This window comes from Tomitella fengzijianii (assembly GCF_007559025.1).
In the GTDB taxonomy this organism is placed as follows: domain Bacteria; phylum Actinomycetota; class Actinomycetes; order Mycobacteriales; family Mycobacteriaceae; genus Tomitella; species Tomitella fengzijianii.
Map to the genome: position 1 here is coordinate 2298195 of NZ_CP041765.1, position 13418 is coordinate 2311612.

Consider the following 13418-nt stretch of genomic DNA (forward strand, 5'->3'; position numbering starts at 1 on the left):
CGTGCTCCCTACTGCGCGCTAGGCCGGCACTGCACCGGGCACCGCCCACCGGCCCGTCGCCGCCCGGGCCACCACCGCGCCCAACCGCACCACCAGGAACGCCACCAGCCCACACCATATGCCGCGCAGGCCCCAATCCCAGACGAGGGATGCCCAGATGATCGGCAGAAAGCCGGCCAGCGCACCGATCAGCGTCGCCGTGCGCAGGAAGCGTGCGTCTCCGGCGCCCAACAGCACTCCGTCGAGCGCGAAGACCACGCCCCCCAGCGGGATGAGCGCGACGAACAACCACCACACGCTCCCGACCTGACCGAGGACCGCCGCGTCGTCCGTGAACACCGCGGGCACCGCCGAGAATCCCGCCGCGAACAGGGCTGCCAGCATCACCGACAGCAGCGTCGACCAGCGCGTGATACGCCAGGCGAGTGCGCGGGCGCCCGCCACGCGGCCGCCGCCGAGCGCGGCCCCCACCAGCGCCTGCGCCGCGATGGCCAGCGAGTCCAGAACCAGGGTGAGGAAGTTCCACAGTTGCAGCACCACCTGGTGCGCCGCGAGAGCCGGTGCGCCGAACCGGGCCGCGACGGCGGCCGCCGACAGGAAGCAGGCCTGGAAACCGAGGCTGCGCAGGATCAGGTCGCGCGCCATGCCCATCTGCGCGCGCATCACCGCCCACTGCGGCCTCAGCCCGATGCCCACCGCCCGCCGTTCCCGCCAGAGCAGGACGAGGAAGGCTGCGGCCGCCACCGTCTGCCCGACGAGATTGGCCACCGCCGAGCCCACCAGCCCCATGTCCGGCATTCCGGCGGCGCCGAACACGAGCATCGGACACAGCACCGCCGACACCGCGAATCCGGCGACCACGCACACGAGTGGGCGGACGGTGTCCTGGACCCCGCGCATCCACCCGTTCCCTGCCATCGACACGAGGATCGCGGGCACGCCCAGAAGGGCGATCCGCAGCCACAGCACCGCGTCGCCGGCGATGGCGGCGTCTCCCGCGAGCAGCTGCAGCAGCGGGTCCTCCAATGCGAACACCGCAGCCGCCAGGACCACGCCGACTCCGACGGCCAGCCAGGTAGCCTGCACGCCCTCCCCCACCGCGCCAGCGCGGTCGCCCGCCCCGTGCAATCGGGCCGCGCGCGCCGTGGTGCCGTAGCTCAGGAAGGTCAGTTGGCTGCCCACCACGCTGAGCACCAGCGCGCCCAGCGCAAGCCCCGCCAGCGCGTCCGCACCCAACCGGCCCACCACCGCCACGTCCAGCAGGAGATACAGCGGCTCGGCCGCCAGCACGCCCAGCGCGGGCAGTGCGAGCGCGAGGAACCGCCGGACGGTCACCCCGCCCGGGCCGCCCCCGGGCGCCCGTGGATCCGCGGGCTCACGTTCATCCGCCAAGGGCCGCACGCAGTTCCACCAGAACGTCGTCGTGGGTACCGGCCGCCGAATAGCCCGCCGCCGCCCGGTGGCCGCCGCCGCCCAGGCTCCGTGCCACCGCGGCGACGTCCACGGAACCGCGGGATCGCAGCGACACGCTCCATCGCGTTCGCGGGGCAGCGGCCGAGGACGCCCGCTCCTTGAGCACCACGGCGACCTCGGCCTCTTCGCTCGTCCGCACGATGTCGATGACGCTCTCCACCTCTTCCCACTCCACGCCGCGTGCATCCTCGACGTGGATCGCCGTGTGGACCATGCCGCGTCCGCCCACGGCCTCGGGGTCCAGCCGCGCGCGGCCGAGCACGGTACCGAGCATCGGCAGCCAGGCGAACGGGTGCGAATCCATCAGTCCCCGCAGCAGCTCCGGGCCGTCGAAGCCGGTCTCCAGCAGGTCGGCCGTCATTCGCAGCGACGTGGTGTCGGCGCGCCGCAAACCGCCCGTGTCGGTGACGAGCCCGGCGTAGAGGCACTTCGCGATATCCGCGTCGACCGGCGCCCCCCACGCGCGCAGGATCCGCTCGACGATGACAGTGGTGGACTGGGCGTGCGGGTCGACGACGGCCGCGTCACCGAATCCCGTGTTGGTGCTGTGGTGGTCGACCACGAGCGCGGTTCCCGCGGCATCGAGCACTCCGGCCAGTTCGCCGAGGCGATCGCTGCTGCTGCAATCCACCGCCACCGCCACCTCGCTGTCCGCGGGAACCTCCTCGGGCGGGCACAGCAGGTGCCTCCCCGGCAACAGCCTCAGCGACCGCGGCAACTGGTGGGGCGCCGGGAACGAGACGCGCACAGGCGTTCCGGCACGTTCCAGCGCGAGCGCCAACGCCAGCGCGCTGCCGATCGTGTCCGCGTCCGGGTTGATGTGCGAGAGCACAGTGACCGATGCCGCGCCGCGCAGCAACCGCGCGGCGTCGTCTGCTCCGACCTGCCGCGCCACCTCAGAGCCCACGACTCAGACCGCGTCGCCGGCCGGACCGGCGCCGTCGTTGCCGTCCTCCGCCGAGTCCCTGCGGTACGGGTCGGGATCACCGGCCGGTCGCGCGCCGGCCGCGTTGCGCGCCACTTCCTCGTCCGCCTCGCGGGCGCGTGCCAGCAGCTCCTCCATGCGCCGCGCCGTGTCCGGGACCGTGTCCGCCACGAACGAGAGGGTGGGGGTGAATCGCACCCCCGTGCCCGCGCCCACGCGAGTGCGCAGCTGCCCCTTCGCGCGTTCCAGCGCCTCGGTGGCCGCCTGCACGTCCGGCTCCGCGTCCACCGACTCGCCGCGCACGGTGAAGTACACGGTGGCGTCGTGCAGGTCGTTGGTGACCCGGGTGTCGGTGATGGTGACGAACTCGAGCTGCGGGTCCTTCACCTCGTGCTGGATCGCCGTGGCCACGATCGCGCCGATCCTCTTCGCCAGCCGCCTGGCACGTGCGTGATCTGCCATCACCCTCACCCTTCTCGTGCTGATAACTGCACCACCGGCCAGCCCGTGGGCAGGCTCGCCGCCGCAGCGGCAGCAATGTACTTGATGTTCTACTCCCGGCGCGGCCGAAGCACTACTCCGGCTGTGCCGGCGGCGCGACGGGACGCCGCCCCGGAAAACACCGGTGCGGGTGCCGCGCCTCGCGTCACCCGCACCGGTTCCTGCTCATCCGCAGATCAGTCCCGCGGCTTCTCCCGAAGCTCGTAGGTGTCGATGATATCGCCCACCTTGATGTCCGAGTACGACAGCGTCATGCCGCATTCGAACCCGTCGCGGACCTCGGTGGCGTCGTCCTTCTCGCGCCGCAGCGACTGGATGGTGACGTTCTCCGAGACCACCGTGCCGTCGCGGACCAGCCTGGCCTTGCCGTTCCGGCGTACCGAGCCCTCGGTGACCATGCAGCCCGCGATGTTGCCGATCTTGGACGACTTGAAGATCGCGCGGATCTCCGCCTTGCCCAGCTCGACTTCCTCGTAGACGGGCTTGAGCATGCCCTTGAGCGCCGACTCGATCTCGTCGATCGCCTGGTAGATGACCGAGTAGTACCGGATGTCCACGCCCTCGCGGTTGGCCAGCTCGGTGGCCTTGCCCTCCGCACGCACGTTGAACCCGAGAACCACCGCGTCCGAGGCCGAGGCCAGGTTGACGTTGGTCTCCGTCACCGCGCCCACGCCGCGGTCGATGACCCGCAGCTGGACCTCGTCGTCGATCTCGATCCCCAGCAGCGCCTCTTCGAGCGCCTCCACGGTGCCCGAGTTGTCGCCCTTGATGATCAGGTTCAGCTGGCTGTGCTCCTTGAGCGCCGAATCCAGATCCTCGAGGCTGATGCGCTTGCGGCCGCGTGCGGCGAGCGCGTTGCGCTTGCGTGCGTTGCGCTTGTCCGCGATCTGACGCGCCACCCGGTCCTCGTCGACCACCAGCAGGTTGTCGCCGGCACCCGGCACGGAGGTGAAGCCCACCACCTGTACGGGGCGCGACGGCAGCGCCTCGGCCACGTCGTCGCCGTTCTCGTCGACCATGCGGCGGACGCGTCCGTAGGCGTCCCCCGCGACGATCGAGTCGCCGACCCGCAGCGTTCCGCGCTTGATCAGGACGGTGGCGACCGGGCCGCGGCCGCGGTCCAGGTGCGCCTCGATCGCGACGCCCTGGGCGTCCATGTGCGGGTTCGCCCGCAGGTCCAGCGACGCGTCCGCGGTCAGCAGGACGGCGTCGAGCAGCTCATCGATGTTCAGGCCCTGCTTGGCGGAGATGTCGACGAACATGCTCTCGCCGCCGTACTCCTCCGGGATCAGTCCGTACTCGGTCATCTGGCCGCGGATCTTGGCCGGGTCCGCGCCCTCCTTGTCGATCTTGTTGACCGCAACGACGATGGGCACTTCCGCAGCCTGGGCGTGGTTGATCGCCTCGACCGTCTGCGGCATGACCCCGTCGTCCGCCGCCACCACGATGATCGCGATGTCGGTGGCCTGCGCGCCGCGGGCACGCATCGCGGTGAACGCCTCGTGACCCGGGGTGTCGATGAAGGTGATGACGCGGTCGCTGCCCTCCAGGTGGGTCTCCACCTGGTAGGCACCGATGTGCTGGGTGATGCCGCCGGCCTCGCCCTCGCCCACGTTCGCCTTGCGGATCGTGTCGAGCAGGCGGGTCTTGCCGTGGTCGACGTGACCCATGACGGTGACCACCGGGGGACGCTGCTCGAGGTCCTCGTCGCCGCCCTCGTCCTCCCCGAACGTGAGGTCGAAGCTGTCGAGCAGCTCGCGGTCCTCGTCCTCGGGGCTGACGACCTGGACGACGTAGTTCATCTCCGAGCCGAGCAGCTCCAGCGTCTCGTCCGCCACGGACGCGGTCGCCGTCACCATCTCACCGAGATTGAACAGCGCCTGGACGAGAGCGGCCGGGTTCGCGTCGATCTTGTCCGCGAAGTCCGACAGCGACGCGCCGCGGGCGAGACGGATGGTCTCGCCGTTGCCGCGCGGCAGCCGGACGCCGCCTGCGGCGGGCGCCTGCATCGAGTCGTACTCTTGCCGCTTCTGCCGCTTCGACTTGCGCCCACGGCGCGGTGCGCCGCCCGGACGGCCGAAGGCGCCGGCGGTGTTGCCGCGGCCACCGCGGCCCCGGCCGCGGAAACCGCCGCCACCGCCACCGCCGCCGGGACGGAACCCGCCGCCGGCACCCGGACGACCGCCGCCACCTGCGCCGGGACGACCGGGGCGCCCGCCCTGCGGACGCGCCGCGCGCTGCGGCATCGCGCCCGGGCTCGGGCGCTTGGGCATCGCGGACGGAGACGGACGAGGACCGCCCTGGCCCGCGGGCGGACGATTGCCGCCCGCGCCGCCCTGCGGCGGCCGCGGGCCGCCCTGGCCCGGGCCCGGGCGGGGGCCGCCCGGACGCGGGGCCGGACGCGGCGCCGTCGAATAGGGGTTGTTGCCCACACGCGGGGCGCGCGGCCCCGGCTTGGGCCCGGCACCCGGCTGTCCGGCCGAGGCGGCCGGTGCCTGCGGAGTCGCACGACGCGGCGGCACGGGCTTCGCGTGCTGCTGCGCCGGGCCGCCCGGCTTGGGTACGGGCTTCGCATGCTGCTGGGCGGGAGCGGGCGTGCCCGGCTGCTTCGGCGCGGGCTTGGGCTCCTGCGCGGGCTTGGGCTCCTGCGCGGGCTTGGGTTCCTGCCGCGCCGCCGGCTTGGGCTCCTGCCGCGCGGCGGGCGCCGCAGGCTTGGCCGCCGGCTTGGGACCGGGCTTGGGCGCCGACGACGGCGCGGCACCGGGCTTCGGAGCCGCAGGGGTGGCCGCGGGCGCGGCGTCCTTCGGCGAGGCGGACGGCTTCACGGCCCCGCCGGCGCCGTCGCCGGCCGGAGTGTCGAATGATTGACGAAGTCGTCGCGCGACGGGTGCTTCCACCGTCGACGACGCGGACTTGACGAACTCGCCCTGATCTTTCAGACGTGCGAGTACTTCTTTGCTTGTGACACCGAGTTCTTTGGCCAACTCGTGCACGCGGGCCTTGCCTGCCACTGCTCTCCTCACTGGTGAGGCCGAGCGGCTAAGGCCCGCACGACCCCGGGTTACCGATGGACGTTCATCGCTGGTACTTCACGGTGTGCTCATGAGTTTCAGTCAGTCCTTCTCAAGAGGTCCTACTTCTTGCCGTCGCCGCCGCGGCGGTATCGCTCCACCCCGGCCGTCCGGCGCCGACTCCCGCGCGGTCAGCGGTCACCGACCGTCCGCACCGCCGCGTACCGGCGCGATCTGCGCCATGTACTCGGCCAGCGGACGCGTATCCGGGTTTCCCCGCACACGCAGAGCCCGAGCGAATGCACGCCGCCGCTCCGCCGCGTGCACGCATTCCCACGAGGGGTGGATCCACGCTCCGCGTCCCGGCAGCCTGCGCCGCGGATCAGGGACGACGCTCGCGGCAACCGCGTCCTGCGGTGCGCTCACGCCTGCCTTCGACTCCTGCGCCGGGCGGCTTACCACCCGGAGCAGATCGGTTCTGAACCCGCGGCCGCGACACCCCACACAAGTACGCACCGGCGCGACGCTACTGCCACTCCGGTGCCGTGCTTCCGTGCCGAATCGGGCCATCAGCGAGTCTACCGCTCCCGATCGGTCAGAGGCGAACCCGGCTCGGATCTGCGCGCCCCGGCGACACCCGGACCGGCGTCCGGGGACTGTTCCGGCCGGCCCGCACCATCGTCCGCGTCCGCCGTCTCGGCGTCGCTGCGGATGTCGATCCGCCACCCTGTGAGCCGGGCGGCCAGCCGCGCGTTCTGCCCTTCCTTGCCGATCGCGAGCGACAGCTGGTAGTCCGGGACGACCACGCGCGCCGCTTTCGCCGCGGCGTCGACGACGGTCACCGAGACGACCTTGGACGGTGACAGCGCGTTCCCGACGAACGCTGCCGGGTCCTCGTCGTAGTCGATGATGTCGATCTTCTCGTCGCCCAGCTCGCGCATGACGTTGCGCACGCGCTGCCCCACCGGCCCGATGCACGCGCCCTTCGCGTTGAGCCCGTCGGCCTTGGCGTACACCGCGATCTTCGAACGATGCCCGGCCTCCCGGGCCACGGAGAAGATCTCGACCTCTCCGCGGTCGATCTCGGGGACCTCCAGCGCGAACAGCTTGCGCACGAGGTTCGGGTGCGTGCGGGAGAGCGATATCTGCGGGCCGCGCTGCCCCAGCGAGACGCCCACGACGTAGCACTTGATGCGGTCACCGTGTTCGTACGTCTCGCCCGGGACCTGTTCCGCCTGCGGCAGGATCCCCTCCACTGCGCCGGTGTCGTCACCGATGCGCACGATCACCATGCCGCGCGCGTTCGCTCCCGAATCGCGCTGCACCACGCCGCCGACGATCTCGCCCTCGCGGGCCGAGAACTCCCCGTAGGTCTTCTCGTTCTCCGCGTCCCGCAGCCGCTGCAGGATCACCTGCCGGGCGGTCGTGGCCGCGATCCGGCCGAAACCCTCGGGCGTATCGTCCCATTCCGAGACGAGGTTGCCGTCGTCGTCGGCCTCCTTGACGAGGACCCGTACCGCACCCGTCTTCTCGTCGATATCGATGCGCGCGTCCGGGTGCGCGCGGGTGTCCTGCCGATCCGCGGTGTGCTTGTACGCCGTCAGAAGGGCCGTCCGCAGGGCATCGAGAATCGCGCCGCGGGGAATCTCCTTCTCCTGCTCCAGCGCGTTGAGCGCACTCAGGTCGATATTCATTTGTCCTTCTCCTTCGCTGCAATGCCCGGCACGGCCCGCTGCGGGCCTTCGGGCGCCGGCCCCCCGGAAAGCGCGATCTCCCGCGGGTCCGGCTTCGAGAACTCCACTTGCACGACTGCGCTGTCGACACGGTCCAACGGGATCTGCCGCACGGCCGGTCCCGCGCGGCCGGGGATGACCAGGTCGACCACGGCGGGGTGGCTGCGAGTGTCCAGGGCGCCGACGCGTCCCACGAGCGTCTCCTCGCCTGTGCGCACCTCCGCACGGCGCCCGCGGGCGCGGCGCCAATGCCGTGGCAGAGTGAGCGGGCGATCGACCCCCCGGGATGTCACCTCGAGCGTATACGGGCTGTATCCCGCATCCGCACCGTCGAGGATCCCGGAGACGACGTCGGTGAACTCCACCACATCGTCGAGTGACAGGCCGCGCTCCGAATCCAGTACGACGCGCACCACGGACTTGGCGCCCGCCGAGGTGACCTCCACGTCCTCCACCTCCGCCCCGTCGCGCCGGACGGGGGCGGTCAGCAGCTCCATCACCTGCTCGCGTGTCGGGACCGGCATCGCCTCGTTCTCCTCACTCGATCCGCGCCGCGGCCGCCCGTCCGGGCTGCCGCATCCCGCGTTCACCTGCCGGACGCGGACGCGGCGGCGCGGTACACGCTACGGGTGTCCAGACTATCGCGCCAATACTGGCAGACTGTGCCGCGTGCGTCTGCTTCCCACACGATCCCTGCGCGGCGCGGCCCGCCCCGCCGACGGCCCGCCGCCCCATGCCGACGGCCCCGTGAACAGCGACGGCGGCGCAATGGCGGCCGCTGCCCCGCTGTCGCGCCGGTCCGTGCTGCGTTCGTCCGGCGCAGTCGTGCTCGGCGGCGGCGCGCTCGCGGTGGTCGGCGTCACCAGCGCCGCGTGCACCGTCGGCTCCCCGGCCCCCGAGCCGGACCCGCTCGAGCCCCTCGCGGACCAGGCCGGGGCCGACGCCGCGCAGGCCGAGCGGCTGGCAGCGGCAGACCCGGGCCGGGCAGCGCCGCTCGGGGTGATCGCGGCCGAGCGGCGTGCGCACGCCGCCGCACTGAAGACAGAGATCCACCGCGCTGCCGGGACCACTCCGGACGCCGACGACGCCGGCGCCGCCACCACGGCCCCCACCGCCGACACATCCCCCACCGCGCCTCCGCCGCCGACGCTCGACGGGCTGCGCGCGCAGCTCGCAGACTCCCGGCGTTCCGCCGCCGACGCCGCACGGGACCTGGCCGGATACCGCGCCGGCCTCGCCGGCTCCGTCGCCGCGGCCTGCGCCGCAGAATTGAAGGTGCTGATCCCGTGACCGACACGCCCGTAGCCACAAGCACTCCCGCTCCCTCCACATCTGCAGCCGTGGACGGAGCGCAGCTCACCGACGCCGACGTCGCCGCACTGACGACCGCCCTGGGCGCCGAGGACGGCGCGCTGTACGCGTACGGCACCGCCACCGCGTTCGCGCAGCCGGACCGGCTTCCGCAGATCGCCGAGCACGCCGCCGCGCACCGCGCGCGGCGCGAGTCGGTGATCGCGATCCTCACCGCCGCGGGCGCCGGCGTGCCGCCGTCCGCCGCCGGCTACACGCTGCCGTTCCCGGTGGACGATCCCGTGTCGGCGGCGCGCCTGGCCGCAACGTCCGAGCACGACTGCGCAGTGGCCTGGCGCTCGGCGCTGGAGCACGCGAAATCCCCCGAGGTACGGGATTTCTCGGCCACCGCCCTGGCCGACGCCGCCGTCCGGGCCGGCAAATGGCGGGTGGCGCTGGGGATCACGCCCGCCACGGTCGCCTTCCCCGGCACGCCCGAGGCCTGACGGCCGGGGCCGCCACCGGCGGGGCGGCTACGGGTGGGCCGGCTACCGGCCGACCGCGGCCCTGATCTCCGCGAGCGACTGATCCACCGGGATCGTGCGGGTCTCACCGCTCATCCTGTCGCGCAGTTCCACTGTGCCTTCGGCCCATCCGCGCCCCACGACGACCACCACGGGCACGCCGAGCAGCTCGGCATCCTTGAACTTGACGCCCGGCGACGCCTTGCGGTCGTCCAGGATCAGGGTGACGCCGACCGCGTCGAGCTGCGCGGCCAGGTCTTCGGCGCCCGCCCGCGCCTGCTCGTCCTTGTTCGCGATCACCAGGTGCACGTCCGCCGGAGACGCCGCCGCCGGCCAGCGCAGGCCCTTGTCGTCGTGGTGCTGCTCCGCGAGTACCGCCACCAGCCGCGAGATCCCGACGCCGTACGAGCCCATCGTGGGCCGAACGGGCTTGCCGTTCTCGCCCAGCACGTCGACGGCGAAGGCGTCGGTGTATTTGCGCCCCAGCTGGAAGATGTGGCCGATCTCGATGCCGCGGGCCGCGCGCAGCTGCCCGCCCCCGTCCGGAGACGGGTCGCCGTCGCGCACTTCGGCCGCCTCGATGGTGCCGTCGGGGGTGAAATCGCGCCCGGCCACCAGGCCCACCACGTGCCGCCCGTCCTCGTCGGCGCCGGTGATCCACCGGGTGCCCTCCACCACGCGCGGGTCCACCAGGTACCGCACCCCGTGCTCGGCCAGCACCCGCGGACCGATGTAGCCGCGCACCAGGAAGGGGTTCGACGCGAAGTCGGCGGCGCCCAGCATCTCCACCTCGGCCGGCTCCAGCGAGGCCTCGAGGCGCTTGCCGTCCACCTCGCGGTCGCCGGGGACGCCCACCGCCAGCAGCTGCCACTCGCCGCCCGGCTCGCGCACCTTCACAAGGATGTTCTTGAGCGTATCGCCCGCGGTGACGGCGCCGCCGTACTCGTCCGCGACGCCCCCCGGCCCGTTCGCCCAGTCCACGAGCGACTCGATGGTCTCCGTTCCGGGGGTGTCCATGACCCGCGCCTCGGGCGCGTCGCCCCAGGCGAGCACGGGCGGCGCGGGGGTGGTCACGGCCTCCACGTTGGCGGCGTACCCGGTCTCCGCACAGCGCACGTAGGTGTCCTCCCCGGCCTCGCTGACCGCGAGGAACTCTTCGGATGCACTGCCCCCCATCGCACCCGAAGTGGCGGAGACGATCACATACTCGACGCCGAGCCGCTCGAAGATCCGCTGATACGCCCCCCGGTGGGCCTGATACGACGCGTCCAGCCCGGCCTCGTCGAGGTCGAACGAGTACGAGTCCTTCATCACGAACTCGCGCCCGCGCAGGATCCCGGCACGGGGCCGTTCCTCGTCGCGGTACTTCTCCTTGACCTGGTACAGCGTGACGGGGAAGTCCTTGTAAGAGCTGTACTCGCCCTTCACGGTGAGCGTGAACAGCTCCTCGTGGGTGGGGCCCAGCAGGTAATCGGCGCCCTTGCGGTCCTGCAACCGGAAGAGGCTGTCGCCGTATTCGGTCCAGCGGTTGCTGGTCTCATAGGGGTCGCGAGGCAGCAGCGCCGGCAGTGAGATCTCCTGCGCGCCGATGCCGTCCATCTCCTCGCGGACGACCTGTTCGACCTTCCGCAGTACCCGCAGACCCAGCGGCAGCCACGAGTAGACGCCCGGGGCGATCCGGCGCACGTAGCCGGCGCGCACCAGCAGCTTGTGGCTCGCGACCTCGGCGTCGGCGGGGTCGTCGCGCAGCGTGCGCAGGAACAGGTGGGACAGGCGAATGATCACGGGTACCCAGCCTAGTAGGCGTGCGCATGTTCCTCGCATCAGCCACCGGCGCGCCGCGGTGCGCGCCGCGGGGTGCACTATCGTCGTCTCTCGTGTTCGTGCTCCTGCCCCCGTCCGAAACCAAGGCGCCCGGCGGCGACGGCCCCGCCCTGGACCTGTCGGCGCTGTCCATGCCGGCGCTGACCGACACCCGCAAGCGCCTGGTGACCGCCCTGGTGGAGCTCGCCGAGGATCGCGACGCGGCGATGGCGGCGCTCAAGCTGGGCCCACGGCAGTCCGGGGAGGTCGACCGCGACCGGATGCTGTGGGAATCCCCCACGATGCCGGCGCTCGACCGCTACACGGGCGTGCTGTTCGACGCGCTGGACGCGTCGTCGTTCACGGCCGCCCAGCGCCGCCGCGCGGCGCGCCGCCTGGGCGTGGGTTCGGCGCTGTTCGGCGCGCTGCGCGCCGACGACAGGATCCCCGCATACCGGCTTTCCGCCGCCTCGCGGCTGCCGGGGATGGGCACGCTGGCGGCGCAGTGGAAGCCGGAGCTGGCCGACGCGATCCGCTCCGCCGCGGACGGCGGCCTGATCGTGGACCTGCGCTCGGGCGGATACCGGGCCCTGGGTCCGGTGCCGGAGGCCGTGACCGCCACCGTGCTCACCGAGATGCCGGACGGCACCCGCAAGGTGGTGAGCCACTTCAACAAGCACCACAAGGGCCTGCTGGCCCGGGCCCTGGCCACTGCGTCGACGGCGCCATCGGACCTCGACGGGGTGGCGCACGCCGCGGAGACCGCCGGCCTGCGCGTGGAGATCACGGGCGCACGGGAACTGGCCGTGATCACCGGCTGAGCGAGCTCACGACCGCACTGTGCTCACGGCTCGGCAGCGCTCTCGGCCCGGACGGGCCGATCACGCGTCGAACGACCCGCGCGTCCGCACGGACGCACCGACGTCCACCACCGGGCCGATCACGGTGACCGCCGGCGGCCGCACCCCGGCCTCCTCGGCGCGCCGGGCGATCTCCGACAGCGGAGCCCGCACCACCCGCTGATGCGCCGTGGTGCCCTCCTGGATGATCGCCGCGGGCGTGCCTGCGGGGCGACCGGCCGCGATGAGCGCCTCCGCGAACGCCTGCAGCCGGCGCACGCCCATGAGGATCACGACGGTGCCGGAAAGCCTGCCCAGCGCGTCCCAGTCCACCAGCGAGTCGGCGTGACCGGGCGGAAGGTGCCCGCTGACGACCACGACCTCGTGGGCGACACCGCGGTGGGTCACCGGCACGTCCGCCGCCGACGGCACCGAGAACGCACTCGTGATGCCGGGGACGACGGTGACCGGGACGCCCGCGTCCGCACAGGCCAGCAACTCCTCGAAGCCTCGGCCGAACACGTACGGGTCGCCGCCCTTGAGCCGCGCCACGAACCGTCCGGCGCGGGCATGCTCGATCAGCAGCGCATTGATCTGCTCCTGCTGCATCGATCGGCCGTAGGGCAGCTTGGAGGCGTCGACCACTTCGGTGCCGGGGGCGAGCTCCGCGAGCAGTTGCGCGGGAGCCAGGTGATCCGCGACCACCACGTCCGCACGCGCGAGAAGCCTCCGCCCGCGGACGGTGATCAGCTCGGGATCGCCGGGGCCGCCGCCGATCAGCGCCACCCCTGCGCGCGCCGGCCCGTCCCCCGCCGCGGCCAGGCCCGACTGCAGCGCACCCCGCAACGCCGTGCGCAGGGCCGCCGAGCGCCGATGATCGCCGTGCGCCACCACGCCGACCGTCACATCGCCGTGCCGCGTCGTCGCGGGCGTGACCGCGCTGCCCCGCGTTCCGGCGTCCGAGCGCACACAGAAGGTCCGGCGCTCCTCGGCCTCGGCGGCGGCGGCCGCGTTGACCGCCGGATCGTCGGTGGCCACGATCACGTACCACGCGTCGGCGAGGTCGCCGGGACGGTAATCCCGGGCAACGTGACGCACCCGGCCCGCCGAGACCAACGCCTCGACCGCCGCGGTCACTACCGGCGACACCACCGTCACCAGCGCGCCGGAATCGAGCAGCAGGGGCAGACGGCGCTGTACCACCGAGCCGCCGCCGACCACCACCACCAGCCGGCCGCGCAGGCGCAGACCGGCCAGGTAGGCGGGTTCACCGGCATCCGCGCCCGGGCGGCCAGGCACCGTGCCGTCAGTCACTGCGT

12 protein-coding genes are annotated in these 13418 nt (G+C 72.8%); 3 read left to right on the forward strand and 9 right to left on the reverse strand.

Going from position 1 to position 13418, the window contains the following annotated elements; translation table 11 throughout:
- Positions 1-18 precede the first annotated feature (18 nt).
- The 7 genes from FO059_RS10445 to rimP form a co-directional block, all read right to left on the reverse strand.
- Positions 19-1392, reverse strand: a complete 1374-nt coding sequence (locus FO059_RS10445; RefSeq protein WP_143908584.1) for an MATE family efflux transporter — start codon at positions 1390-1392, stop codon at positions 19-21.
- Positions 1382-2380, reverse strand: a complete 999-nt coding sequence (locus FO059_RS10450) for a DHH family phosphoesterase (RefSeq protein WP_233266940.1) — start codon at positions 2378-2380, stop codon at positions 1382-1384. Before FO059_RS10450 ends, FO059_RS10445 begins: the two co-directional genes overlap by 11 nt.
- Before the next feature lie 3 nt (positions 2381-2383).
- A complete protein-coding gene (gene rbfA, locus FO059_RS10455) occupies positions 2384-2860 on the reverse strand; it encodes a 30S ribosome-binding factor RbfA (protein WP_143908586.1) in 477 nt (158 codons plus the stop codon).
- Between the two features lie 215 nt (positions 2861-3075).
- The gene (infB, locus tag FO059_RS10460) at positions 3076-5910 is read right to left on the reverse strand and encodes a translation initiation factor IF-2 (protein ID WP_143908588.1); all 2835 of its coding nucleotides are present in this window, start codon (positions 5908-5910) and stop codon (positions 3076-3078) included.
- 198 nt (positions 5911-6108) lie between these two features.
- Positions 6109-6480 carry a YlxR family protein gene (locus tag FO059_RS10465; protein ID WP_143908590.1) on the reverse strand — a complete coding sequence of 124 codons (372 nt, stop codon included), beginning with the start codon at positions 6478-6480 and terminating at the stop codon, positions 6109-6111.
- Positions 6481-6488: 8 nt separating this feature from the next.
- Complete coding sequence (nusA, locus tag FO059_RS10470) at positions 6489-7604, reverse strand: transcription termination factor NusA (RefSeq protein WP_143908592.1); 1116 nt, start codon at positions 7602-7604, stop codon at positions 6489-6491.
- Positions 7601-8167, reverse strand: coding sequence for a ribosome maturation factor RimP (gene rimP, locus FO059_RS10475; protein ID WP_143908594.1), 567 nt, complete (start codon positions 8165-8167; stop codon positions 7601-7603). The genes nusA and rimP overlap by 4 nt, the downstream gene beginning before the upstream one ends.
- Positions 8168-8312: 145 nt before the next feature.
- Between rimP and FO059_RS10480 the strand changes: the two genes are divergently transcribed.
- Entirely contained in the window at positions 8313-8933 is a 621-nt protein-coding gene (locus FO059_RS10480) for a hypothetical protein (RefSeq protein WP_233266939.1), read from the forward strand.
- Between the two features lie 50 nt (positions 8934-8983).
- Positions 8984-9439, forward strand: coding sequence for a ferritin-like domain-containing protein (locus FO059_RS10485; RefSeq protein ID WP_143908596.1), 456 nt, complete (start codon positions 8984-8986; stop codon positions 9437-9439).
- 42 nt (positions 9440-9481) lie between these two features.
- Here FO059_RS10485 and FO059_RS10490 read toward each other — a convergent pair whose 3' ends face one another.
- The gene (locus tag FO059_RS10490; protein ID WP_143908598.1) at positions 9482-11242 is read right to left on the reverse strand and encodes a proline--tRNA ligase; all 1761 of its coding nucleotides are present in this window, start codon (positions 11240-11242) and stop codon (positions 9482-9484) included.
- 92 nt (positions 11243-11334) lie between these two features.
- Here FO059_RS10490 and yaaA point away from each other — a divergent pair, with 92 nt between their 5' ends.
- Entirely contained in the window at positions 11335-12081 is a 747-nt protein-coding gene (yaaA, locus tag FO059_RS10495) for a peroxide stress protein YaaA (RefSeq protein WP_143908600.1), read from the forward strand.
- A 60-nt stretch (positions 12082-12141) separates the two neighbouring features.
- On the opposite strand, the gene cobA is transcribed toward yaaA, so the two are convergent.
- Entirely contained in the window at positions 12142-13413 is a 1272-nt protein-coding gene (cobA, locus tag FO059_RS10500; RefSeq protein ID WP_168226613.1) for a uroporphyrinogen-III C-methyltransferase, read from the reverse strand.
- Between the last annotated feature and the right edge of the window lie 5 nt (positions 13414-13418).